Raw genomic sequence first — 22,303 nt, 5'->3', positions numbered from 1 at the left:
ACCATTCTCGCACCAAATCGGTGCAAACACTTAAGTTAAACTGCTGGATTTGATCGCCGCAAGATATAACGTTAAGCTATAGATGCAAAATAATTAGTCACCTAAATGACATAACATCGGCATGAGCGACGCTATTTTGTGATCCACATCTCAACTTAAATGTGGATAATGAATCGTCTTGAACCGCGATTCGATTAGCCGATTTGATAACTCGAAAACAACAGTGAACGGAGATTACGCTTTCACGAACAACGAATAATTCATTAAGGGATGATTATATGAAGTTAAGAAAAAAACGACATAAACCGATGCACATTAACGACATCACCATCATCGATGACAGCAAACTCAAGAAGGCCATTACCGCCGCGGCCCTCGGCAACGCAATGGAGTGGTTCGACTTCGGCGTATACGGCTTTGTCGCCTATGCGCTTGGCCAGGTCTTCTTCCCCGGCGCCTCTCCCGGCGTACAAATGATCGCCGCGCTGGCGACCTTCTCCGTCCCCTTCCTGGTGCGTCCGCTCGGCGGTCTGTTCTTCGGCGCCATGGGCGACAAGTTCGGCCGTCAAAAAGTGCTCTCAGTCACCATTATCATCATGGCGGTCAGCACCTTCTGTATCGGCCTGATCCCGTCCTATGCGTCGATCGGCATCTGGGCGCCGATCCTGCTGCTGCTGGCCAAACTGGCGCAAGGCTTCTCCGTCGGCGGTGAATATTCCGGTGCGGCGATCTTCGTCGCCGAATACTCACCGGACCGCAAACGCGGCTTTATGGGCAGCTGGCTGGACTTCGGCTCCATCGCCGGCTTTGTGATGGGCGCAGGCGTAGTGGTGCTGATCTCCAGTATCGTCGGCGAAGCCAACTTCCTCGACTGGGGCTGGCGTATTCCGTTCTTCATCGCCGCGCCGCTGGGCCTGATCGGTCTCTACCTGCGCCATGCGCTGGAAGAAACCCCGGCGTTCCAGCAGCATGTGGACAAGATGGAGAAAGAGGATCGCAACGCCATCGAGAATCCGCCAAAGACCTCGTTCAAAGAGATCGCGGCCAAACACTGGAAAAGTTTGCTGGTGTGCGTCGGTATCGTGATTTCCACCAACGTGACCTATTACATGCTGCTGACTTACATGCCGAGCTACCTGTCGCATAACCTGCACTACTCGGAAGATCACGGCGTTCTGATCATCATCGCCATCATGATCGGCATGCTGTTCGTGCAGCCGGTGATCGGCCTGACCAGTGACCGCATCGGCCGTAAGCCGTTTATCATCGGCGGCAGCATCGGCCTGTTGGCGTTGGCGATCCCGTGCTTCATTCTGATCAACAGCAACGTCATCGGCCTGATTTTCGTCGGCCTGCTGGTGCTGGCGGTGCTGCTCAACTCCTTCACCGGGGTGATGGCCTCCATCCTGCCGGCGATGTTCCCGACGCACATTCGCTACAGCGCGCTGGCGATTTCGTTCAACATTTCGGTACTGATCGCCGGTGCGACGCCGACCGTTGCCGCCTGGCTGGTGGAAGCGACCGGCAACCTGTACATGCCGGCCTACTACCTGATGGTTGTTGCGGTGATCGGTCTTATCACCGGTCTGTACATGAAAGAAACCGCCAACAAGCCGCTACGCGGCGCGACGCCGGCCGCCTCTGACCGCTCCGAGGCAAAAGAGCTGCTGCAGGAAACCTACGACAACATCGAACAGAAAGTCGAGGACATCAACGCGCAGATCGCCGAACTGGAAAAGAAAAAACAGATCCTGATCGACCAGCACCCCAAACTGGACTGATTCGCACTGACAAGCAAAAACCACCCGCCCGGGTGGTTTTTTTTGCCTGGCGTGCACAGAGTGGTAACTTGACCCGGCGGATGCCGAAGGAGAGATGAATGAATCAGTTTCAGGAGATGGCGACCTATATCGCCGTGGTCGAGGCCGCCAACATCAGCGCCGCCGCCCGCCGCTTGGGCACCACCAAGTCGGTGGTCAGCAAACGCATCCAGCAGTTGGAGACGCGCCTTGGGACTGTGCTGTTCGAACGCGGGAAAACGCTTGGGCTGACCGACGCCGGCCATCTGTTCTATCAGCGCGCCGTTCTCATATTAAGCGAAGTGAGCGATGCCGAAGAGTCGGTGCGAACACTGCACGGCCAACTGCAGGGCCCATTGCGGTTAACCGCGCCGATGGCGTTCAGCATCCGCTATCTGGCGCCGCTGTTATCCGCCTTTATGGAACAATACCCGAACCTCAATCTGGACGTGGAGTACAGCGATCGCCTGGCCAATCTGAATCAGGAAAATTTCGACGTCGCCATCCGTATCGGCGCCTTGGCGGATTCCGACCTGATCGCGCAGCGCATCTGCGCCAACCGTCACTTGATTTGCGCCAGCCCAGCCTATCTTGCGCGTCAAGGCACGCCGACGCACCCGCAACACCTGCAACAGCATCAGGGGTTGCTGTATATTCACCGCGAGCCGACCGGCATGCTGCAACTCCCCATCGAAGGCGAGATCCGATCGTTTCGTATCGGCAAACGCCTGCGCACCGATAATGCTTTTCACCTGCTGGCGGCGGCGAAAGCCGGTTTGGGCCTCGCCATCCTGCCCGCATTTATCGCCGCCGACGCGATACGCGCAGGGGAACTGCGCATTGTGCTGGCCGCCTATTCACCCGACGGCGGCGACATTTCCGCCGTCTATCGCCGTTCAAAACGGGCATCCCCCAAGATCAAGGCGCTGGTGGACTTTCTGAGTGAGCACATTGGCCATACGCCCAGTTGGGAAACCGCGCTGTCCCCTTTCCTGACGTCAACCTGAAAGGTTCGTAGAACGCGAACAGCAGGTTCGAATTTCGCCCGCTTGTCGCTTTTATCTCCGGGTTTTAGTCTGCAGAACACACCTTCCGCCCGCTCTGGAGACTACGCCATGAAAGACCTGTCACGCCGTCAGCTGATATCCCAAACGCTGGCCGTTTCAGCCGCCGCCACGCTCAGCGCTTGCGCATCGAGTTCCGCGTCGGCGGCGCAAACACAACCGGCCCAACGCGCCAGCGAGCCATCCACCTTCGACGTGATCATCGTCGGCGGCGGTTCCGCCGGCGCGGTGATGGCGGCTCGCCTCAGCGAAAACCCAACGCGCCGGGTCCTGCTGATAGAGGCCGGACACAGTTACGCGCTCTACGATTATCCGCGCCTCATCGCGAACAGCGACGTGCTCGGCGCCAATGGCGACCCGGAATTCGAATGGGGATACCGGACAGAACCCGGCTATGTCAGCCACGCGATCGGCGCCATCCGCGGTAAAGTCCTGGGCGGCAGTTCAGGCGTCAACGGCGCCGTGGCGATCCGCGCCCGCCCGGAAGATTTCAAACGCTGGGATCTGCCGGGATGGCGCTATCAGGATCTGCTGCCCTCCTTCAAAAAACTGGAGACTCGTCATGGCCTGCACGACCGCGCAATCCATGGCGATAGCGGTCCTTTCCCCGTCGTGCAACTCACATTGGATGACATCACGCCAATGCAACGCGCTTTCGTCGCCGCCACGCGCGCCAACGGCTATGACGCCATCGACGATTTTGACGGCCCTTCAGCGAATGGCGTCGGCCCCTACCCGATGAATATCGTCAACGGTGTGCGCGTTAACACCGGCATGGCCTATCTGGATGAGAAAACGCGCGCCAGAGACAATCTCACCCTGCGTGCCGATACGCTAGTCGACCGCGTGATATTTGACGGGCAGCGCGCGATCGGCGTTCGCCTGGCCAGTGGCGAAGAAATCCATGCCGCTGAAGTGATCCTGAGCGCCGGAACCTACGGCAGCGCCGCCGTTTTGATGCGATCCGGCATTGCGCCTGCGCAACAGTCGAAGCGTCTGGGGATCCCCGTCGTCGCCGATTTGCCCGTCGGTGAAAACCTGGTCGATCACCCCTTTTATTACAATGCCTACGCAGCCCGCCCCGAGGTCATCGGCAGCCAATCGCCGGTTATCGGCGCCAAGCTGTGGACCCGCAGCAGCCGGGCGGAACCGGAGGAGCTCGATCTGCACATTACCGCGACGCATCTGTTCCCACATGACCAAAGCCCCACCGGCGTCGGATTTGTCCTGGCGGTGGCGCTGACTCGGCCGCAATCCACCGGACGCATCTGGCTGGAAAGCCGCGATCCGATGGCAGCCCCTCACATTGACCTTAACTTCCTGGCGCAAGAGAGTGACCGTGTTCGCTTGCTGGAGGGGGTTAAACTGGCGCGAAAAATAGGGCAAACCGCTCCGCTGTCTACGCTTATCCACAGCGAGCTTGCGCCCGCCGCAGACAACGACGAGGCCATTCTGGCCTCGATGGCGGCGACGTTGGATACCTATCATCACCCGACCTCCTCCGCGCCGATGGGGAATGCCGGCAACCCGAAGGCGGTCGTTGACCTTCAGGGCCGCGTGCACGGCGTGCACGGGCTTCGGGTTGTCGACGCCTCCATTTTCCCCGACGTGCCCTCCGTCGCCACTAATGTGACGACGATCGCCACCGCCGAGCATATCGCCCGCCACTATGCCTGACCGATTGGCGGCAAGATAGGCTGTTGAAACCCGGCCGGTCATCCTGATGGCCGGCCTTCGCCATTCCGCAGCGGCACAATCGAAATAACGGCGGCACATTTTATCCTGCCGGAAAACGGTGTTACCCTTGTGGCACCGTCACCTCTGCAAAACATTCTCATGGGCAAAATGGATCTTCCCGTCATCATCGGCATCCTGGTTATGCTAACCCTGTGGCTCGGCGCGCTCTTCAACATCGGCGATCTCAGCCTCACCATTTCGCGTCTGTTTCACTGGTTCGAAAGCCAGCGTGGATAACCTGGATTCGCGATAACGCAGGCGGCGAGCAAACATCGGCTATGATTGATAGACGTTACGTCATTTTCCGAGACTGTCGCTCGCGATAAAGAGGACCGCATCATGACCGACTATGTGTTCTACAATCAGATCCTGACCCGACTGGCCGCCAATCATCCCGGCACGCTGGATGAGAAAACTTACGAACTGTGGAAGCAGGACGCCACCAGCCCGCACGCCTTCGCGGATCCCTTCGCCTATCTCAAAACCAAGGGGCTGATACAGGCCTACGTGATGAGCGACATCGACGAGAACAACTATGATATCGATCCGCACCAAACGCGGATCACCGCCGCCGGTCTCGACTTCATCCGCAGCGGCGGGTTCAAATAAGACGCAAAAAACCGCCCAACGGCGGTTTTTTTTACCCTAAAAGCGTCCGGACCGTTTCAGGCGGGGAAAGGCCGATAAAAAATACGCAGCACTTCACTGTCGCCCTGGCGTAGAAAACCGCCTTCCGGCTGCCAGCGCAGATCGCGCGCCAAATTGAGATTTTCCCAGCCGACCGCGCCTCCCACGCCAATGCAAAGATTTTTATTGCCTGCGGCAAATCCCGCGCCGGTGCCGATCATGGCATGCAGCAATCGGGGCGAGGCCGCGTCGCGCATGGAGAATATCCCGATAAAACATCCCTGCGGGGCGCGCAGCATATCCGCCATGGTGCGGATCTCGGTATCGTCAGGGCTGACGAAATGTTTGTACTGCTTATCGAACACCGTCAGCCACAGCTGCTTGTATTTCGCCTTACTGAGCGCGCCGGAACGGTGGGCGCACAGCACCACCGCATCCCAGCACATCTCCCCGCTGAGCGAAAGATACTCTTCCGTATTCTCCTGCGGCTTATCGGCATAATGCCGCGCAAATTCAGCGGCATTCAGATGCGGCGGCACGGCCTGTTTGGCGACGTCACTCTTGTAGCGCTTGAAATTCAACCAATGCATGGGAAGTCTCCTCTTCACCCGATAGATTAATAAATCCGCAGCCGTGAATAAGACGAGCCATCAAATCCAGCGCGTCGTCGGCAACGGCGGTGTCGTCGTCGTTCAGCCCCTGTTCCACCGCCCGCTCAATGGCGCTCATCACCGACGTCGCGCTGGTTTCTTCCCCTTGCGCTACCACGTCCAATACGGCTCTGCCGATCGCCAGACAAAGCTCATGATCAAACTCAACCTCTTTATACGGCTGCATACTCACCCCGATAAATTTTTACCCAAGAATACTAGACCACAATGACGCATCGCGCCTGCAGCCGTATCGCGGCGGTCGGTGCAGCCGACAGAGAAATGCATCAGGCCCCGGATGGAATAACCGGGGCCTGATAAATGGCAGGTTATTGCGGCGGCTGTTCGGTAGGGCGAATAATAAAGCAAGTGGCGGTTGCCGAAGCCAGCAGTTTCCCTTCCGCCGTTTTGAGCGTGCCTTCCGCGAAAGCGACGTTTTTCGACGCATAGACCAGACGCCCCTCGGCGATCAGATCAATCTCCTTCGGCACCGGGCGCAACATTTTCACCTGCAGATCGACGGTGCCATAACCCGTCCCTGCGCCCAGCGTACTGTGCACCGCGCAACCGGTCACCGAGTCCAAAACCGTGGCGGCGAAGCCGCCATGAACGCCGCCCAGCGGGTTAAGGTGGCGTTCGTCGGCCCGCGCCACGATGCGGATATATCCCTCTTCAACCGCGGCCGGTTTCATGGGCACCGTTTCAGCGATCGAAGCCGGTGGAATTTTGCCGGCCATCGCTGCCTGTAATAACGCCAGCCCCGTCATTTTTGTCGGATCCATAACTCTCTCCTCTGGTGGTAAATCCGTCATATAGGAGAGGTCTGACCTCTTGGCTTGCTTTTTCGTGCTGATGCCGCTTTCCGCACGCTCTCTATGTTCTTTGAATGTGACCGACATCACTCTTTAAGGTCAATAACCATAATTTATTAATGCCTTTAGATTTAAAACAACTTTCTGCTGTAAACGCCGCCGGAAACTGAACGCAGTTAAGTTCAACATTATTAAGGCGTATCTATCATGGATTTCTTTCTGCAATTAGCGGTTATATTGGCATGCCTGCTGTATGGGGCGCGTAAAGGCGGCATTGCGCTGGGGTTGCTGGGCGGTATCGGTTTGATGATTCTGGTGTTCGGCTTTCACCTGCAGCCCGGCAAACCGCCGGTAGACGTGATGCTGGTGATCATCGCGGTGGTGGCGGCCTCCGCCACCCTGCAGGCCTCAGGCGGGTTGGACGTCATGCTCCAGATCGCCGAGCGGATGCTGCGGCGCAACCCGCGATATGTCTCTATCATCGCGCCGTTCGTCACCTGCATTCTCACTATTCTTTGCGGCACCGGCCATGTGGTGTACACCATCTTGCCGATCATCTATGACGTGGCGATCAAAAATAACATCCGCCCGGAACGGCCGATGGCAGCCAGCTCGATCGGCGCGCAGATGGGCATTATCGCCAGCCCGGTCTCGGTGGCAGTCGTTTCACTGGTGGCGATGCTCAGCAGCTACACCTTCAATGGCCGCCATCTGGAATTCCTCGATCTGCTGTCGATCACCATTCCTTCCACCCTGTGCGGCATTCTGGCGATCGGTATCTTCAGTTGGTTCCGCGGCAAAGACCTGGACAAAGATCCCGAGTTTCAGAAATTCATCTCGGTGCCGGAGAACCATCGCTACGTCTATGGCGACGCCGCCACCCTGCTGGACCGGGTATTGCCGCGCAGCAACTGGATCGCCATGTGGATTTTCCTCGCCACGATCGCCCTGGTGGCGGTGCTGGGGGCTTTTTCCGACCTGCGGCCCAGCTTCGGTGGCAAGCCACTTTCCATGGTCCTGGTGATCCAGATGTGCATGCTGATGGCCGGGGCGCTGATCGTCATCATTACCCGCACCAACCCGGCGTCTATCTCTAAAAACGAGGTGTTCCGTTCCGGCATGATTGCCATCGTGGCGGTGTATGGCGTCGCCTGGATGGCGGAAACCATGTTCGGCGCGCACCTGACGCAGATAGAAGCCACGCTGGGCGTGCTGGTGAAAGAGTACCCCTGGGCCTATGCGCTGATCCTGCTGCTGGTGTCGAAATTCGTCAATTCGCAGGCCGCCGCGCTGGCGGCGCTGGTGCCGGTGGCGCTGGCGATCGGCGTCAACCCGGCCTATATCGTCGCTTCGGCGCCGGCCTGCTACGGTTATTATATTTTGCCGACCTACCCCAGCGATCTGGCGGCAATTCAGTTCGACCGCTCCGGCACCACCCGCATCGGCCGCTTCGTGATCAACCACAGCTTCATTCTACCGGGCCTGATCGGCGTCAGCGTCTCTTGCGTCTTCGGCTGGATCCTCGCCGCGGCGTTCGGTTTCTTATGATCTGTACTGTGGAGCCCTGCGGGGCTCCCAGCAGGCAGGGTGGCGGCATGACAAGAAAGGAAAAAAATGCAGGCGTAATGCGAATTTCAGACACAAAAAAACCGCCTCTCGGCGGTTACGACATTACTACTTATTGCTTTGATTATTCGGTATTTTTGTTCCCTGGTACCCGGGGCGGGACTTGAACCCGCACAGCCATAAGCCGAGGGATTTTAAATCCCTTGTGTCTACCGATTTCACCACCCGGGCTCGGGAAAGTTGGAGGCGCGTTCCGGAGTCGAACCGGACTGGACGGATTTGCAATCCGCTACATAACCGCTTTGTTAACGCGCCTTTATTCTGTTTTGCCTTTTCAGGCCAAAGCCGGTGAATCACCCACTTCGTTTTGTTCTTCGGGATTGCGATGATAAAATCGCTTATCCTAATCATCTGATTCTTAAGTAATTTATTTCGTTACTGCCGAATCGATGGACTGCATTATGGACTAAACCCCCCACCTTGGCAACCCCCCGAAATAGCAAAAAGTTCTCTAACGCTTTCAACTGCTTATTTTGTGGGCGCACTGTTCACAATGCCAACGAAAAGGCAAGCGGAATGTTGATATTATATGCATCGGCTCAGGAATTCACGGGCAAAACGGTTCTTTTTCTCGACAGGAATGGCCCTCCCCGGCTTTTCGCTTGCTTATGGCGAAGGGCTATCGTGCAAAACCTCATCAGTCGGGGCATCACGCAATCTTCGACGCCACCATAAAAACCCGGCGAACATTCCCGGTAAGACCGCGATCGCGCCAAAAATACGCTGATCGGCATTCAGCAACCCGGGAGCAATGGCGGACACCACCGCACACAACAGCAGAAACCACCGCAATTGGCGAATGCCTGAATGGGCGATACCGGCGACAGCCCCCGCCAAACATGCCGGCAAAAAACCGAGCGCATAAGAAAAAATACCGATAAACCCGGCCATGCCCAGCAAGTCGCCGGCATCGAGAAGACTTATTCCCACCCACTCACCGCTGCCGAACGCCATCAGCAGAAACATGAGCACGCCCCCCAACGGCGGGGCGACCAGGCCGAAGAACAGCGCACATCCCGCCGCCGTTCTTATCAGATGCTTTAAAGCACCAGATTCCATACATCCTCCCATGCCCGCTTCCAAAAGACCGACCTACCGCTTCACTTTGCCGATAACCCAGCGATTTGACGAGGCGACAGCGCAGCATGCGCTGTGCCTGAGTGCTCGGATGGCGTCATACGCCGCATTATTTTCTTCTTGCATGGCGAACCGCCCGACGTATCAAATTATTGTTTCACCGTTTAACGGCTGCATCCAGCAGTATGACAACGACAGGAAAGATACGTGAGGAGAGTCAATAATCGATATGGGAAGATGAAGAAAGGTTTCGCCGAATGGCGCAGAAGCAGAAAACGAAAAAGGGGCCGAAGCCCCTTTTCCTTACCTGCCGAATCACGGGGGATTCAACAGGCTAATATTTGGAGCGGGAAACGAGGCTCGAACTCGCGACCTCAACCTTGGCAAGGTTGCGCTCTACCAACTGAGCTATTCCCGCATTACCAGAACTGACTGATTTCTTTGCTATCTTTTGCAATTCATCGTTGTCGTCTGATGCGATGCATTCTACTTACCTGACGTGATGAGTCAATAAAATTGTTGGCCCACCACGATCGTTTGCCGCTTTTTGCAGCGTATCGATCACGGTTCCAGCAAATCGTTACGCGCCGCGTTCAAATATTGGAACATCGACCAGAAAGTCAGCACCGCCGCAATATACAGCAAGCCGATCGCCACATATTCCACAGAGCGATCCGGGCGCCACAGCAAGCCCACCAGCGACATCATCTGCGCCATGGTCTTCACTTTGCCGATCCAGGACACCGCCACGCTGCTGCGTTTGCCAATTTCCGCCATCCACTCGCGCAGCGACGAAATGATGATTTCGCGGGCGATCATGGTGGCCGCCGGCAGCGTGATCCACCAGCTGTGGTAGTGCTCCGCCACCAGCACCAGCGCTACCGCCACCATCACTTTGTCCGCGACCGGATCCAAAAACGCCCCGAAGCGCGTCGTTTGTTTCCAGCGGCGCGCCAGGAAACCGTCAAACCAGTCGGTGACAGCGGCAAACACAAAGATAACGGCGCAAACCATCGGAGCCCAGCTGAACGGCAGGTAAAACGCCAGCACAAAGAATGGGATCAGAACTACGCGAAACAGGGTAAGCCAAGTCGGTATATTCAATTGCATAATGCTACGGTAACTATCTGGCTAAAGTGGAAATTAAGAGTATGTTGCTACATTGCCCTCAGTGTTTCAATGCATTGTAGATCTTTTCTGCCAATGCTTGTGAAATACCCGGCACTTTTGCAATTTCCTCCACGCTGGCGTTCAACAAAGGTTGCAGTCCGCCCATATACTTCAACAGCACCTGGCGCCGTTTCGGCCCTACGCCCTCAATCAGTTCCAGTGCGCTGGTATTTCTGACTTTCGCCCTTCTCTGCCGGTGACCGGTAATCGCATGATTATGTGAATCATCGCGGATGTGTTGGATCACATGCAGCGCCGGCGAATCCGGCGGCAACGAAATCCCTTCGCCTTCCGGCACGAAGAACAACGTTTCTAACCCGGCCTTGCGATCGGCGCCTTTGGCGATGCCGATCAGCAACGGTTTATTCTTGTCCCAGGTGACGTTCAGCGAGTTGAACACGTCGATCGCCATGCCGAGCTGCCCTTTGCCGCCGTCGATGAAAATGACATCCGGGATTTTTTTCTCTTCCAGCGCTTTGCCGTAACGGCGTTTCAGCACCTGCGTCATCGCCGCGTAGTCATCGCCGGGGGTGATGCCGCTAATATTGTAGCGCCGATACTCCGAACGCACCGGGCCGTTTCCGTCGAACACCACGCACGAAGCTACGGTCTGTTCGCCCATGGTATGGCTGATGTCGAAGCATTCCATACGGTTGATTTCCGCCAGATTCAGCACCTTGGCCAATTCCGCCAGCCGCTGATGGATCGTCGACTGTTGCGAAAGCTTGGTGGTCAACGCCGTTGCCGCGTTGGTGCGGGCCAGCTTCAGATAACGGGCGCGGTCGCCGCGCGGCTTGCTTTGAATTTGGATCTTGCGCCCCGCCAACTCGGAGAGCGATTCTGCGAGCAGGTCCTTTTCCGGCAAGCTGAAATCCAACAGGATCTCGCCGGGCAGCGTGCGCGCCTGGCTGCCCTGCAGGTAAAATTGGCCGACGAAAGTCTGCACCACTTCGCTCATATCCGTACCGCCCGGCACCTTAGGGAAATAGCTGCGGCTGCCCAACACCTTGCCCTGACGGATGAACAGCACGTGCAGGCATGCCATACCGGCGTCGAACGCCACGCCGATGACATCCAGATCGTCACTGTCGCCCGAGACGAACTGCCGCTCGGTAACGCGGCGCACGGCCTGAATTTGATCGCGTATGCGCGCCGCCTCTTCGAAATTGAGCAGCTTGCTGGCTTCTTCCATGCGGGCAATCAGCTGGTGCAACACCTGTTGATCTTTGCCCGAAAGAAACAGCCGCACGTAGTCCACCTGTTGCCGGTACTCTTCTTCACTCACCAGGCCGGCGACGCAAGGGCCCAGGCAGCGGCCGATCTGATACTGCAGACACGGGCGCGAGCGGTTGCGGTACACGCTGTTTTCGCACTGGCGGATCGGGAACAGCTTCTGCAGCAGCGCCAACGTTTCGCGCACGGCGTAAGAGTTGGGAAAAGGACCGAAATATTCGCCCTTGGCGTGTTTGGCGCCGCGATGCACCGCTAAACGGGGATGGGTATCGGCGCTGAGAAAAATCAGCGGATAAGATTTATCGTCTCGCAAAAGAACATTATATCGCGGTTGGTACAATTTAATGTAGTTATGTTCCAACAACAGCGCTTCTGTTTCGGTATGGGTAACCGTTACGTCTATTTGCGCGATATTTTTAACCAGCGTTTCGGTTTTACGGCTGCTGACCTGCTGCCGAAAATAGCTGGCGAGACGTTTTTTCAGGTCTTTGGCTTTACCGACATAGATCACCGTGCCAGTGGCGTCATACATACGATAGACGCCAGGTTGGCTGGTGACGGTACTCAGGAAAGCTTTGGCATCAAAACGGTCATTCACTGCTTAACAACGTCTCCGCATTGAACAATCCATGTCGGATGGCCAGGTGGGTCAGTTCGACGTCGCCGCTGATATTCAATTTGCTGAACATACGGTAACGGTAACTGTTCACCGTTTTCGGGCTGAGACTCAGTTGCTCCGAGATCTCATTCACTTTTTTGCCTTTGGTGATCATCAACATGATCTGCAGCTCGCGCTCAGACAGGCAGCTGAACGGCGTTTCGGCCTGCGGCTCCAGCTGGCTCAGAGCCATTTGCTGGGCGATGTCAGACGCGATGTAGCGCTGCCCCGCATGCACGGAACGCAAGGCGTTAATCACTTCCTGCGGCGCGGCGCCCTTGCTCAGGTAGCCGGCGGCCCCCGCCTGCATCACCTTCGCGGGCAAGGGATTTTCGGTATGGATAGTCAGCATGATGACTTTGACGTCGGGTGCATAACGCACAATCTTGCGCGTGGCTTCCAGCCCGCCAATGCCCGGCATATTCATGTCCATCAGCACGATATCGACAGCGTTGCCACGGCACCATTTTACGGCGTCTTCACCGCACTGGGCCTCACCGACAACTTTTATACCTTTGATATCTTCAAGAATGCGTCGTATCCCTGCGCGCACCAGTTCGTGGTCATCAACAAGAAGAACGCTAATCAAGGAAAATTCTCCAAAAAAAGGGAGTAACGCAATCAGCCTCTGTTTTCGCCAGAGATATTACTTGTTTTTCAGACAAGAATGAACACAGATTAATACATACTTCCGAATAACTTTGCGGAGCATAGCTGATTTTTCAATTTTAGCCGTCTATGCCGCCGATAAATCGTCACGTCAGAAAAGATCGAGCGACGAAAATAATTTCGTCGCGCTGCGTCAGACACAGGATAGCGCGACAATCATGCCGCGAGGGAGAAATCTGTGTAAGCAATCACGACATGAATAATATTAACACGGCTGTTGGCTGTTTGTAATCATTTGATATTTAAAGCCGCGGCCAACGCGAGCCTGACAGCCAGCGTACAAAACTATTATTACCGACCAACGCCGGCAAAATCAGTGCCACCCGCCCCTAATAATTATAATAACCCCGATTGTTCAACAATAACGAGCCGGGCAAATACTTGTTAACCGCCTCGAAATAACTGGCCGACAATGGATGACCCGGACGTGCAATGAGCAAACTTCACCCACCAGCGCCGCCAGAGCAAGCCCGGTGCAGATGGCTGACGCATGCTATGCTATACTCCGCGCCCAGTTAAATTCGCCGCCGTGCGTGGGCAACTTGCCTATAGTCCGCGCGCAGTGCGCTAAAGCAGCTTGTATCAGGCTACGGCCTCAAAAATCAGGAGAGAAAATGAGCAACGTTGATTTCACTACGTCTGCAAACCCGGAGATCTTGGCGACCGAGGTTGCCTGCCTCAAAGCCACGCTGACGCTGATCCTGAAGTCGATCGGCCAGGCCGATGCCGGGAAAGTCATCATCAACATGGAACGTTTCATCGCCCAGATTGAAGATCCGACTCAGGCGGAAATCTTCAAGAACAGCATTCAGCAAATCAAGCACGCTTACCGCCAGTAAACGTTGCCGCTCAGACCCGCGATTCATGCGGGTCTGTTTTTCCCCGCACTACGCAATACGCCATTGATTCTGCTCAGGCTTTCGGGCAGTGTGTTGGCTTTCCCCCGACACCCGAGACCGTTATGGGCATCCTTGTCAAAGCGCTGATAGGCGCGCTGGTCGTGGTTCTGATCGGCCTGCTGGCCAAAACGCGCAACTATTATATCGCCGGTTTAGTCCCGCTCTTCCCCACTTTCGCTTTGATTGCGCATTATGTTGTCGGCAGCGAACGTTCAATAGCGGCACTGAAAACGACGCTGATTTTCGGCATGTGGGCGGTGTTGCCCTATCTGGTGTATTTGATTTCGCTGTATTTCCTGATTAACAGTCTGCGGCTGTCGTTAGCGTTGGGTGCGGCGGTACTGTGCTGGATTGCGGCGGCGTGGCTATTAATTACGCTGTGGGGATGGTGGCAAGGACGTTAACGCCCTTGCCTGGGCGGTTACGGCCGCCCTGCCTGCAAAACGAAGCCTCGCTGCCGATCGCCGGCGATCCGCAGATAGCGGCTTTCACCGGCGCGCAGCGTCATCGGCACGCTGCCGCTGGTATCTCGCCAAATACACAGAGAGTTCTCTATCATATCTTGCCCGATGCTCACCGAAGTATTGCCCGGCGGCACGCGAAACTCCGCTTTTTCTTTCGCGCCCAGCGAAGCGGCGAACTCCCCATTCACATAAACGCCGGTGCGGCAGCTACCCGCCAGCATTCCACTGTCGCGCACCACCACCACCGTGGCGTATGGCGTATCCGGGATATTCTGATAAAGCATCAGACGGCTTGGGGGCGGTAATTCAGCCTGTTGCGGTGGTACGGCTTGGGTCGCACATCCCGTCAACAGTGCAGAGGCGAACAACAACGCGGCGTAATGCTTCATCCTTGGCTCCTGAAAAAAATAATGCTTATCGTAACAAGAGAATAGCTGCTGTCAGTAGCCTTCATGTCGCAAAGACGAAAAAATCGGATAACTTCCCACTCATCGCCCAGCGCGTCTTTCCGGATAAGAAGATTCTGTATTAAAGACCTTGAAATAAAGGCGATTTTTACAAATTTAAAACTTTACCATGCCGCGTTGGATATCTGCCGCAAACGCGTCACTGACGTAGCTGAAGCCATCCGGCGTGACGTAAACCCGGGTATGACCGGTCTCTGACAGCACTGCCACCATATATCCCAGACTGAGCATTTCATGCGAAGGAACATTCATCGGCGTTAGAAATCCGCGTCCGCGGCACCACTGATAAAAGCGAGTTCGCCCATATCCCAACACGGTGCCAACATCGGAAAGGTGCTTAAAATTATCATAATCCCCTGATGGTGAAGGCAAACCGCCATGGCTTTCAGGCGTTTTCTTTATCCCAGACAAAATAAACTCCTTTTTTGAACCTGTCGCTAACGGTTATCCCTCATCTGAGCTGAATTTAAAAAATCCAAATTTAAAATGCAAATGAATTCCCTGTAACTAAAAAGTATTTAATGGAAGAATTCCGAAAATAAAGGCACAATAAAAAAACAGAAATAAAAAAATAGAGCATTAATACCGTGCATTAAAACTTGGCCATGGGTAAATATCTTAATTCAAAATTCCATTTAAACAGGATAAGAAAATACTTAGCTTGCATACTGTTCTTCCCTCTCATAACGCTGAGATAATGACCAGGCCATGCAGCAAAAAGAGAAAAGATATAAAATCGCTCTGCCCACACACTCTCATCGTCAGATCTGCCCCTTGTAAGCCTCTCCCCTATCGCCGACGGCGCATTTCAGGGTGCCGTTGCCTCAATCACACCTAAACAATAACCATTATCATTTCCAATTGTGTCGTCAGTTGATTACACTTTTTCGCATCGCTGATTGGGAAGATTCCTAGTCAGTGATCACCAGGATAGAGGAAGAGTTAGGGACACCATGAAGAATTACCGTTGTTTGATTGTTTTGCCGTTATTGATGATGACTGCCTGTACCCAATGGGAAAGACCCGGCGCAGTTGAGAGCACCCGAAATGCCGAATATGCCGAATGCCGCAGTCGGGGCTACGATCGCTTCCCGCCAGACGTCGTGCGGGACGTAGAGTTCAGCTACGAAAACAAATACATCCCTTGCGAGAAGAATAAGAAAGATTGTCCATCGGGATATCGCTATGACAAAGAGCCGTCGATCAAAACGGTACAGACCGATCGCAATCAGTCAGCCCGAAACGCCACCATCGAGGCTTGTATGTACGGCAAGGGCTGGCGAGAGAAAACCTACTATTGGCCGCAGTGGTGATACAGCGAAATCGATTTGGACTGAAACGCCACTGCCGCGATGCCCCATCAATTATCGTCGTCGCTGCAATGCCTTCCCAGAGCAACCAGCGTTTCCGTCCGCACCGGCGTTAAAGGGGCGCGTGGCGGCGGCAAAGGCCACCCCAACAGGTGCCGCGCCGCCGTCGCGCAAACCTTGCCCTGACAGGCTCCCATACCACAGCGGCTGCTCAGCTTGGCCGTGTTCCAGTCCGGTTGATGGCATACCTGTTCCAGCGTGACGTCTTCGCAGCGGCACAGCAGCGTCTGCGGTTTGGCCAGATAACTCATGCGTTCATCAAGCGCAAAAGCGGCCGCTGTCGACGTGGCGAAACGCCGCCATCGCCGCCGCTGCGCCGTCAGGGATTCGGCTTTTGCCTTTTGCCCGGTGGCGGCATAACCGGCGATGGCGCCGGTGGTGAGCGCCAGTTCACTGCCGCCGATACCGGTACACTCTCCGGCGGCATAAATTTGCGCCTGGCTGGTTTGCTGCCAATAATCCACCGCGACGGCGTCGTGTGCGATCCGGCATCCCAGCAGCATCGCCAGTTCAATATTCGCCACCAAACCGAAGCCGCAGGCCAGCCTGTCGCAGGCCACCGTACTTTCCCGCCCGCCGTTGCCGACGCGCACTGACGTCAAGCGCTCTTGCCCCAATGCCGCCAATACTCGGCTATCGGCACGGTAATGAGGCTGAATCAGAGAAAACGACTGACGCAGCTTGGACGGCCAACGCCACAGGCCGCCGGCGAACGCCGCCAATCGCCGCAGAGCCGCCTGTTCCGCTACCAGCACGACCTCGCCACCGGCCTGTTTCACACTTTTCGCCACCGCCAGCAGCAACGGACCGCTGCCGGCTATCACCACCCGCTCGCCGCGGATCGCCAGCCCCTGCTTGATTTGCGCCTGTAGACCACCGGCGCCGCTCACTCCCGGCAACGTCCAGCCAGGAAACGGCAACAGCAGTTCACGGGCGCCATTGCATAGAATCAGCTTTTGATAGCGAATCACGCCGCAGCCTTCGGCGTCTTCATACGCCAATCGGTTAGCGCCACACTGCGCCACCAGCTTGCAGCCGGAGTGCAGCACAATATTTTCCCGCGCCGCCATCGCCTGCCGATATCGTCTCGCCGCTTCAGGCAAAGCCACCTGCGGCCCATCACGCCAGATTTGCCCACCGGGGTGCGGATTATCATCGATCACCCGTATCTGCCCCCCGTTTTCCGCCGCCGCCAGCGCTGCCGCCATGCCGGCCGGCCCGGCGCCGACGATCAGCACCTCGCAATCGAAGTCACTCATCATCGCTCCTCTCAATTCGCATGTCGGATTGGCACAACGTCTGGCACGCCAGGCGGCGCAGACCGTTAATGGTTACCCGGCACTCCTGACAAACGCCCATGCCGCAAAATGGTGCGCGCGGCTGGCGTGAAATCGACAACCGGCAATGATCCCCGCCGCACAAACTGAGCGCCGCGGCAACGCTGATGCCAACCGGCACCCGGTAAGGTTTACCGTCGATGCTCAACGCGAGCGTGTTTTGCTTCTCTTTCATACGGACAGCTCCTCGGCGGCAAACGCCCGCGCCGCCAAATACGGGGAATCGTCAATCTCCGGCGCCTGCCGGCCGATCTGCGCGGCAAGCAGCGCGGCGCTGCCGAGGGCGGTCGTGACGCCCAGTCCCTCATGCCCCAACGCCAACCACAACCAGGTATGCCGCGGATGCGCGCCCAACAGCGGCAATCCATCGGCAGAGGCGGCGCGCAGCCCGGTCCAACAGCGAATGATGTTCAGCTGCGCCAGTGCGGGCAAGAAATGCTGCGCGCGCATGAGCATCGCCGCCAGCAGCGGCATATCCAATGACGAATCGACGGAATCGAACTGGCGGGAAGAACCGATCAGCCATTGCCCCGTGGGCCGCGCCTGCACATTGAACGCCACGGAGGCGCCGTCGCTGGCATGCGCGCTGGCGCCATACCCCAGCTCCACCAACTGATGCCGCACCCGCGGCGGATAACGATCGGTGATCGCCAGGTGGCCCTTCTTGGCACGCAGCAACGGCTGCGACAACAAATCATTGGCCCGCAGGCCGCAGGCCAAGACGACCACCGGCGCCGCCAGCTCTCTGCCGTCCGCCAATCGCACCGCCGCCTCGTCCAGCGCGATCGCTTCACCCTGCACCACATCGATCGCCATGCCAGCGTCGGCCAACAGCCAACGCGCCGCGTTCGGCGCATACAAAATGCCGTCGCCCGGCACCCGCAGCCCACCGGCAAGCCCCTGCCGCAGCATCGGCTCCATAGCGGCAACCTGCTCCGCCGTCAGCAGTTCCGCCGCCACGCCCTGCTCCGCCAGCCGCGCCCGCTTCTGTTCGGCGATGGCCATTTCATTCGCTTGCTCCGCCAACCACAGCGTTCCGCAGCCGCGCCAGGCGCAGGCTTGCGGCATCCGGCCCGTCACTTCACGCCATAACCGCAGCGAATAAGCGCTCAACGCCAGCTCGGCCGGGTTGTCGTCCATGCATACCAGGTGCCCCATGCCGGCGGCGGTGGCGCCGGCGCGACAGTCGTCCACCACCGAGACGCGGTACCCCTCCCTCGCCAACCGCCAGGCGCAGGCGGCGCCGATGATGCCGGCACCCACCACGATGGCATCAACTCCCCGTCCGCCGCCCATCAGCGTATGCCCCAGACAAAAGGATCGCGTTCGTCGAGCAGCAGTTGGCTATCGGCGCATACATAAGCCTGCCCACGAATAAAGGGGGTGATGCGCTCGCCGTTCCAGCGGTAATAAGCCTGGAATTCGCTGCCGATGACGCTGGCCTGGCGCCAGTGCATATCGGGCGCCAGTTTGCCGTCCGCCGCCAGACACGCCAGCTTGGCGCTGGTGCCGGTGCCGCACGGCGATCGATCGTAGGCTTTGCCGGGGCACAGCACGAAGCTGCGGCTGTCGGCCTGCGGATCGTCACCGAACAGCTCGATATGGTCGATCGCCCCGCCGTCTTCGCCACGAATGCCCGCCTGTTCAAGCGCCTGCCGGACCGCCCAGGTGAACGCGGTCAGCGCCTCCAGATTGTGTTTATCGATGGTCAACGGCGACTCGCCGATGAGAAAAAACCAGTTTCCCCCCCAGGCAATGTCCCCCGTCACCGGGCCGTAACCGGCCACCTCAACTCGCACCTGGTGGCGATAACGATAAGCCGCCACGTTCTCTACGGTAACGCTGCCGTCATCATGCAGCGTGGCGTTCACCGGGCCGACCGGGGTCTCGATCAGATGACGCCCGGCGCGGATGCGCCCGAGATGCGCCAACGAAGCAATCAGCCCGATAGTGCCGTGGCCGCACATGCCCAGATAGCCGGTGTTGTTGAAAAAGATCACCCCGGCGGTAGCCTGCGGCGAACAAGGCCGACACAGCAACGCCCCCACCAACACGTCATTGCCGCGGGGTTCGAGCATCACCGCGCAGCGCCAATCGTCATAATGTTGCGCGAAATGCGCCCGCCGTTCCGCCATGCTGCCTTCGCCAAGGTCGGGGAAGCCTTCGACGATCAGCCGGGTCGGCTCCCCGCCGGTATGAGAATCGATCGCCCGCAAAGCGGTGATATGCGCAGAAAGTGCCATCGGCGTCTCCAGGGTTAATGAGATGTTACCAATGGCGTTAGCCTGAACGAATGCGCGCATGACGGCTTGATGCGTTTCGGCGTGGCGAATGAAGAAATCAGCACAATGACGACAGGCTAGCCTGGCCCATCACGGGCATACGTTTAACGCAACCATAACAATAACTTATTTATCATGACGTTACTTTCATGCTAGACCACCGCGTAGCGAGAAATACCGCAGTTTTCAAGCAACCGGCGCGCGCCGTCCGGCAAAAGTATGCGGCGATCCGCATATTTGGTAGCCAGCCGGAAATAGCGCTTGATTCGTTACAAAAAAGTTAATATTGATGCGAAAGCGCCAACCTGGCCGCCTGTTTTTCCGGCTAACGACCGAAAAGGGACTGCTATGCGATCCATTTCAGACCATCAACATCAGATTTCTCCCTCACCGCCTGCCCTGGTGGAGCTGCCGGATCAGGAGGACGTTTTCGCCGTCGAACATTTGTCGCGCCTGTGCGACGGGCTGGCGCAGCAGCGTCCGAACAACCTGCGCGATCTGCTCAATACGCTGGCGCTGATCGCGCCGTTGCTGAACGCGATTCCCAATGTGGTGTTCTTTATCAAAGACGCCCAGGCGCGCTACCTGTTGGCCAACCTGACGCTGGCCAGGCGCTGCGGCTTCAAGACCGTCGCGCCGCTGCTGGGCAAGACGTCCGCCGACGTTTTCCCCGCGCAGCTCGGATCAGGCTACACCGAGCAAGATCTGCGGGTATTGCGCCACGGCGTGCTGATCCAGGATCAGCTGGAAATGCACCTGTACAACGGCCGTGAAACCGGCTGGTGCCTGACGCAAAAGCTGGCGCTGTACGACGCGCAGGGAAAAATCATCGGAATGGCGGGCATTTCACACGATCTGCAAGAGGCCAAAGCCAATCATCCGGCTTACCAACGGCTGGCCGCGATCGACGTATACATCCGCCGCCACTACGCCCGGCCGATCGCGCTCGAGGAGCTGACGGCGTTGACCGGGTTATCGGTGGCGCAGATAGAACGCTACTGCAAACGTATCTTCCACCTCACTCCGCGCCAGATGATCCACAAAGTGCGGCTGGAAAAAGCCACGGAACTGCTGGCGGGCGAGCTGCCGATCACCGACATCGCGCTGCAGTGCGGCTATACCGATCACAGCGCCTTCAGCCGTCAGTTCAAAGCGATGACCGGTTCCACACCGCGCGATTTCCGCCTGACGCTTTCCGCTTAATTCGCTGATTTACCGCATTAAAAGCATTCTTTATGGCGCACCGGCGCCCGATTTCTGCATGCCCGCTTTCCGGCGCCATTGTGCCAATTTCGTCGCAGCAATCGGCGAAAAGCGTCAAGCCTCCCTGTGCAATACCGGTCAATCTGTCGGTGAGCCTCACCAAAGATTCACTTTTTATTAACACTTTCGGACGACAGGACAAACACGATGAGCCATAAAACCCTAAGCTGGAGCGGCGTATTCCCGGCGGTGACGACCCAGTTCCGCAACGATTTTTCTCTGGACCTCGACGCCACGCATACGGTGATCAAAAACCTGGTGCGCGACGGCGTCTCCGGCCTGGTCGTCTGCGGCACCGTCGGTGAAAACACCTCGATGACGGTACAGGAAAAGCTGGCGGTGATCGAAGTGGCAAGGGACGCCGCCGACGGCCAAGTGCCGGTGATCGCCGGCATCGCCGAATTCACCACCGCCTTCGCGCAAAACATGGCGCGTGAAGCGCAAAAGGCCGGCGTCGACGGCATTATGGTGATGCCGGCGCTGGTCTACTCCGCCAAGCCGCACGAAACCGCCGCGCACTTTCGCAGCGTCGCCGGCGCTACCGATCTGCCGATCATGGTCTACAACAACCCTCCCATTTACAAAAATGACGTCACGCCCGACATCCTGACCTCACTGGTCGACTGCGAGAACATCGTGTGTTTCAAAGACTCGTCGGGCGACACCCGCCGCTTTATCGATCTGCGCAACGAAGTCGGCGATCGCTTCGTACTGTTCGCCGGATTGGATGATGTGGTGCTGGAGAGCATCGCCGTCGGCGCGCAAGGCTGGATCTCTGGCATGTCCAACGCTTTCCCGCGCGAAGGGGAAACCCTGTTCCGTCTGGCGAAGGAAAAACGCTATGAGGAAGCGCTGGCGCTGTACAGCTGGTTCATGCCGCTGCTGCATCTCGATGCCCGCCCCGATCTGGTGCAATGCATCAAGCTGTGCGAACAGCGGGTCGGCCGCGGCAGCGCCATCACTCGCCCGCCGCGTCTGGCGCTGCAGGGTGAAACGCTCTCCGAAATCAACGCCGTGATCGATAAAGCGCTGGCCACTCGTCCCACGCTGCCGAACGTCGGCCTGTAACGCCTTCACCGCCCGGCCACGCCGGGCGTCG

At 57.3% G+C, this 22,303-nt stretch carries 24 protein-coding genes and 3 tRNA genes; 11 read left to right on the top strand and 16 right to left on the bottom strand.

The features are described from left to right. The first annotated feature begins 278 nt into the window (after nucleotides 1–278). The 5 genes from proP (at nucleotide 279) to ACJ8IP_RS00915 (ending at nucleotide 5,209) form a co-directional block, all read left to right on the top strand. Complete coding sequence (gene proP / locus ACJ8IP_RS00935) at nucleotides 279–1,781, top strand: glycine betaine/L-proline transporter ProP (RefSeq protein ID WP_025302375.1); 1,503 nt, start codon at nucleotides 279–281, stop codon at nucleotides 1,779–1,781. Nucleotides 1,782–1,879: 98 nt separating this feature from the next. Continuing rightward, on the top strand, nucleotides 1,880–2,806 hold the full coding sequence (locus ACJ8IP_RS00930) for a LysR family transcriptional regulator (RefSeq protein WP_108680431.1): 927 nt from the start codon (nucleotides 1,880–1,882) through the stop codon (nucleotides 2,804–2,806). Between the two features lie 108 nt (nucleotides 2,807–2,914). Next, the gene (locus tag ACJ8IP_RS00925; protein ID WP_442524277.1) at nucleotides 2,915–4,540 is read left to right on the top strand and encodes a GMC family oxidoreductase; all 1,626 of its coding nucleotides are present in this window, start codon (nucleotides 2,915–2,917) and stop codon (nucleotides 4,538–4,540) included. 129 nt (nucleotides 4,541–4,669) lie between these two features. Further along, entirely contained in the window at nucleotides 4,670–4,837 is a 168-nt protein-coding gene (locus ACJ8IP_RS00920) for a hypothetical protein (protein WP_154219868.1), read from the top strand. 102 nt (nucleotides 4,838–4,939) lie between these two features. Next, nucleotides 4,940–5,209 carry a hypothetical protein gene (locus tag ACJ8IP_RS00915; protein ID WP_033642645.1) on the top strand — a complete coding sequence of 90 codons (270 nt, stop codon included), beginning with the start codon at nucleotides 4,940–4,942 and terminating at the stop codon, nucleotides 5,207–5,209. Nucleotides 5,210–5,265: 56 nt separating this feature from the next. Here ACJ8IP_RS00915 and ACJ8IP_RS00910 read toward each other — a convergent pair whose 3' ends face one another. From ACJ8IP_RS00910 to ACJ8IP_RS00900, 3 genes are all read right to left on the bottom strand, one after another. Beyond that, nucleotides 5,266–5,817 (bottom strand): hypothetical protein, encoded by a 552-nt coding sequence (locus ACJ8IP_RS00910; protein ID WP_033642644.1) that lies wholly within the window; start codon nucleotides 5,815–5,817, stop codon nucleotides 5,266–5,268. Then, nucleotides 5,783–6,064 carry a hypothetical protein gene (locus ACJ8IP_RS00905; RefSeq protein WP_033642643.1) on the bottom strand — a complete coding sequence of 94 codons (282 nt, stop codon included), beginning with the start codon at nucleotides 6,062–6,064 and terminating at the stop codon, nucleotides 5,783–5,785. Before ACJ8IP_RS00905 ends, ACJ8IP_RS00910 begins: the two co-directional genes overlap by 35 nt. Before the next feature lie 142 nt (nucleotides 6,065–6,206). Beyond that, complete coding sequence (locus ACJ8IP_RS00900; RefSeq protein ID WP_047026312.1) at nucleotides 6,207–6,659, bottom strand: PaaI family thioesterase; 453 nt, start codon at nucleotides 6,657–6,659, stop codon at nucleotides 6,207–6,209. A 237-nt stretch (nucleotides 6,660–6,896) separates the two neighbouring features. On the opposite strand from ACJ8IP_RS00900, the gene ACJ8IP_RS00895 reads away from it, so the two are divergent. Next, nucleotides 6,897–8,237, top strand: coding sequence for an anaerobic C4-dicarboxylate transporter (locus ACJ8IP_RS00895; RefSeq protein WP_033642641.1), 1,341 nt, complete (start codon nucleotides 6,897–6,899; stop codon nucleotides 8,235–8,237). Between the two features lie 163 nt (nucleotides 8,238–8,400). On the opposite strand, the gene ACJ8IP_RS00890 is transcribed toward ACJ8IP_RS00895, so the two are convergent. The 7 genes from ACJ8IP_RS00890 to uvrY all read right to left on the bottom strand — a co-directional run bounded on the left by ACJ8IP_RS00890 (nucleotide 8,401) and on the right by uvrY (nucleotide 13,042). Beyond that, nucleotides 8,401–8,486 (bottom strand) — tRNA-Leu (locus ACJ8IP_RS00890). A gap of 10 nt (nucleotides 8,487–8,496) precedes the next feature. Further along, nucleotides 8,497–8,570 (bottom strand) — tRNA-Cys (locus ACJ8IP_RS00885). 351 nt (nucleotides 8,571–8,921) lie between these two features. After that, a complete protein-coding gene (locus tag ACJ8IP_RS00880) occupies nucleotides 8,922–9,374 on the bottom strand; it encodes a hypothetical protein (RefSeq protein ID WP_033642640.1) in 453 nt (150 codons plus the stop codon). 360 nt (nucleotides 9,375–9,734) lie between these two features. Next, nucleotides 9,735–9,810, bottom strand: a tRNA-Gly gene (locus ACJ8IP_RS00875). A 143-nt stretch (nucleotides 9,811–9,953) separates the two neighbouring features. After that, nucleotides 9,954–10,502: a CDP-diacylglycerol--glycerol-3-phosphate 3-phosphatidyltransferase gene (gene pgsA / locus ACJ8IP_RS00870; RefSeq protein ID WP_033642639.1), complete on the bottom strand. Its 549-nt coding sequence runs from the start codon at nucleotides 10,500–10,502 to the stop codon at nucleotides 9,954–9,956. A gap of 58 nt (nucleotides 10,503–10,560) precedes the next feature. Next, the gene (uvrC, locus tag ACJ8IP_RS00865; protein WP_071845073.1) at nucleotides 10,561–12,393 is read right to left on the bottom strand and encodes an excinuclease ABC subunit UvrC; all 1,833 of its coding nucleotides are present in this window, start codon (nucleotides 12,391–12,393) and stop codon (nucleotides 10,561–10,563) included. Beyond that, complete coding sequence (uvrY, locus tag ACJ8IP_RS00860) at nucleotides 12,386–13,042, bottom strand: UvrY/SirA/GacA family response regulator transcription factor (RefSeq protein WP_004927947.1); 657 nt, start codon at nucleotides 13,040–13,042, stop codon at nucleotides 12,386–12,388. Before uvrY ends, uvrC begins: the two co-directional genes overlap by 8 nt. A 694-nt stretch (nucleotides 13,043–13,736) precedes the next feature. Between uvrY and ACJ8IP_RS00855 the strand changes: the two genes are divergently transcribed. Both ACJ8IP_RS00855 and ACJ8IP_RS00850 read left to right on the top strand, forming a co-directional pair. Next, entirely contained in the window at nucleotides 13,737–13,961 is a 225-nt protein-coding gene (locus ACJ8IP_RS00855; protein ID WP_004927950.1) for a DUF2594 family protein, read from the top strand. Nucleotides 13,962–14,083: 122 nt separating this feature from the next. Then, nucleotides 14,084–14,425 (top strand): GlpM family protein, encoded by a 342-nt coding sequence (locus ACJ8IP_RS00850; RefSeq protein ID WP_025302360.1) that lies wholly within the window; start codon nucleotides 14,084–14,086, stop codon nucleotides 14,423–14,425. Nucleotides 14,426–14,442: 17 nt separating this feature from the next. Here the strand turns inward: ACJ8IP_RS00850 and ACJ8IP_RS00845 are convergent, their stop codons facing one another. Both ACJ8IP_RS00845 and ACJ8IP_RS00840 read right to left on the bottom strand, forming a co-directional pair. Next, on the bottom strand, nucleotides 14,443–14,874 hold the full coding sequence (locus ACJ8IP_RS00845) for a hypothetical protein (protein WP_033642636.1): 432 nt from the start codon (nucleotides 14,872–14,874) through the stop codon (nucleotides 14,443–14,445). 174 nt (nucleotides 14,875–15,048) lie between these two features. Next, nucleotides 15,049–15,363: a hypothetical protein gene (locus tag ACJ8IP_RS00840; RefSeq protein ID WP_033642635.1), complete on the bottom strand. Its 315-nt coding sequence runs from the start codon at nucleotides 15,361–15,363 to the stop codon at nucleotides 15,049–15,051. A 542-nt stretch (nucleotides 15,364–15,905) separates the two neighbouring features. On the opposite strand from ACJ8IP_RS00840, the gene ACJ8IP_RS00835 reads away from it, so the two are divergent. Beyond that, nucleotides 15,906–16,265, top strand: a complete 360-nt coding sequence (locus ACJ8IP_RS00835) for a hypothetical protein (protein ID WP_033642634.1) — start codon at nucleotides 15,906–15,908, stop codon at nucleotides 16,263–16,265. 47 nt (nucleotides 16,266–16,312) lie between these two features. On the opposite strand, the gene ACJ8IP_RS00830 is transcribed toward ACJ8IP_RS00835, so the two are convergent. The 4 genes from ACJ8IP_RS00830 to ACJ8IP_RS00815 are packed head-to-tail and all read right to left on the bottom strand — an operon-like array spanning nucleotide 16,313 to nucleotide 19,902. Then, nucleotides 16,313–17,581 (bottom strand): NAD(P)/FAD-dependent oxidoreductase, encoded by a 1,269-nt coding sequence (locus ACJ8IP_RS00830; RefSeq protein WP_042784164.1) that lies wholly within the window; start codon nucleotides 17,579–17,581, stop codon nucleotides 16,313–16,315. Beyond that, nucleotides 17,574–17,834, bottom strand: a complete 261-nt coding sequence (locus ACJ8IP_RS00825) for a (2Fe-2S)-binding protein (protein ID WP_047571994.1) — start codon at nucleotides 17,832–17,834, stop codon at nucleotides 17,574–17,576. Before ACJ8IP_RS00825 ends, ACJ8IP_RS00830 begins: the two co-directional genes overlap by 8 nt. After that, nucleotides 17,831–18,955 (bottom strand): NAD(P)/FAD-dependent oxidoreductase, encoded by a 1,125-nt coding sequence (locus ACJ8IP_RS00820; RefSeq protein ID WP_197801251.1) that lies wholly within the window; start codon nucleotides 18,953–18,955, stop codon nucleotides 17,831–17,833. The genes ACJ8IP_RS00825 and ACJ8IP_RS00820 overlap by 4 nt, the downstream gene beginning before the upstream one ends. After that, nucleotides 18,955–19,902: a 4-hydroxyproline epimerase gene (locus ACJ8IP_RS00815; RefSeq protein ID WP_033642630.1), complete on the bottom strand. Its 948-nt coding sequence runs from the start codon at nucleotides 19,900–19,902 to the stop codon at nucleotides 18,955–18,957. The genes ACJ8IP_RS00820 and ACJ8IP_RS00815 overlap by 1 nt, the downstream gene beginning before the upstream one ends. A gap of 387 nt (nucleotides 19,903–20,289) precedes the next feature. Between ACJ8IP_RS00815 and ACJ8IP_RS00810 the strand changes: the two genes are divergently transcribed. Both ACJ8IP_RS00810 and ACJ8IP_RS00805 read left to right on the top strand, forming a co-directional pair. Next, complete coding sequence (locus ACJ8IP_RS00810; protein ID WP_033642629.1) at nucleotides 20,290–21,144, top strand: AraC family transcriptional regulator; 855 nt, start codon at nucleotides 20,290–20,292, stop codon at nucleotides 21,142–21,144. Nucleotides 21,145–21,351: 207 nt separating this feature from the next. Then, nucleotides 21,352–22,272, top strand: coding sequence for a dihydrodipicolinate synthase family protein (locus ACJ8IP_RS00805; protein WP_442524276.1), 921 nt, complete (start codon nucleotides 21,352–21,354; stop codon nucleotides 22,270–22,272). Nucleotides 22,273–22,303: the final 31 nt, after the last annotated feature.

Origin of the sequence: Serratia sp. CY52157, from assembly GCF_052168495.1 — a bacterium.
GTDB lineage: Bacteria > Pseudomonadota > Gammaproteobacteria > Enterobacterales > Enterobacteriaceae > Serratia > Serratia ureilytica.
Note: the sequence above shows the minus strand (reverse complement) of the source record. Positions and strands in the feature narration are given on the sequence as shown.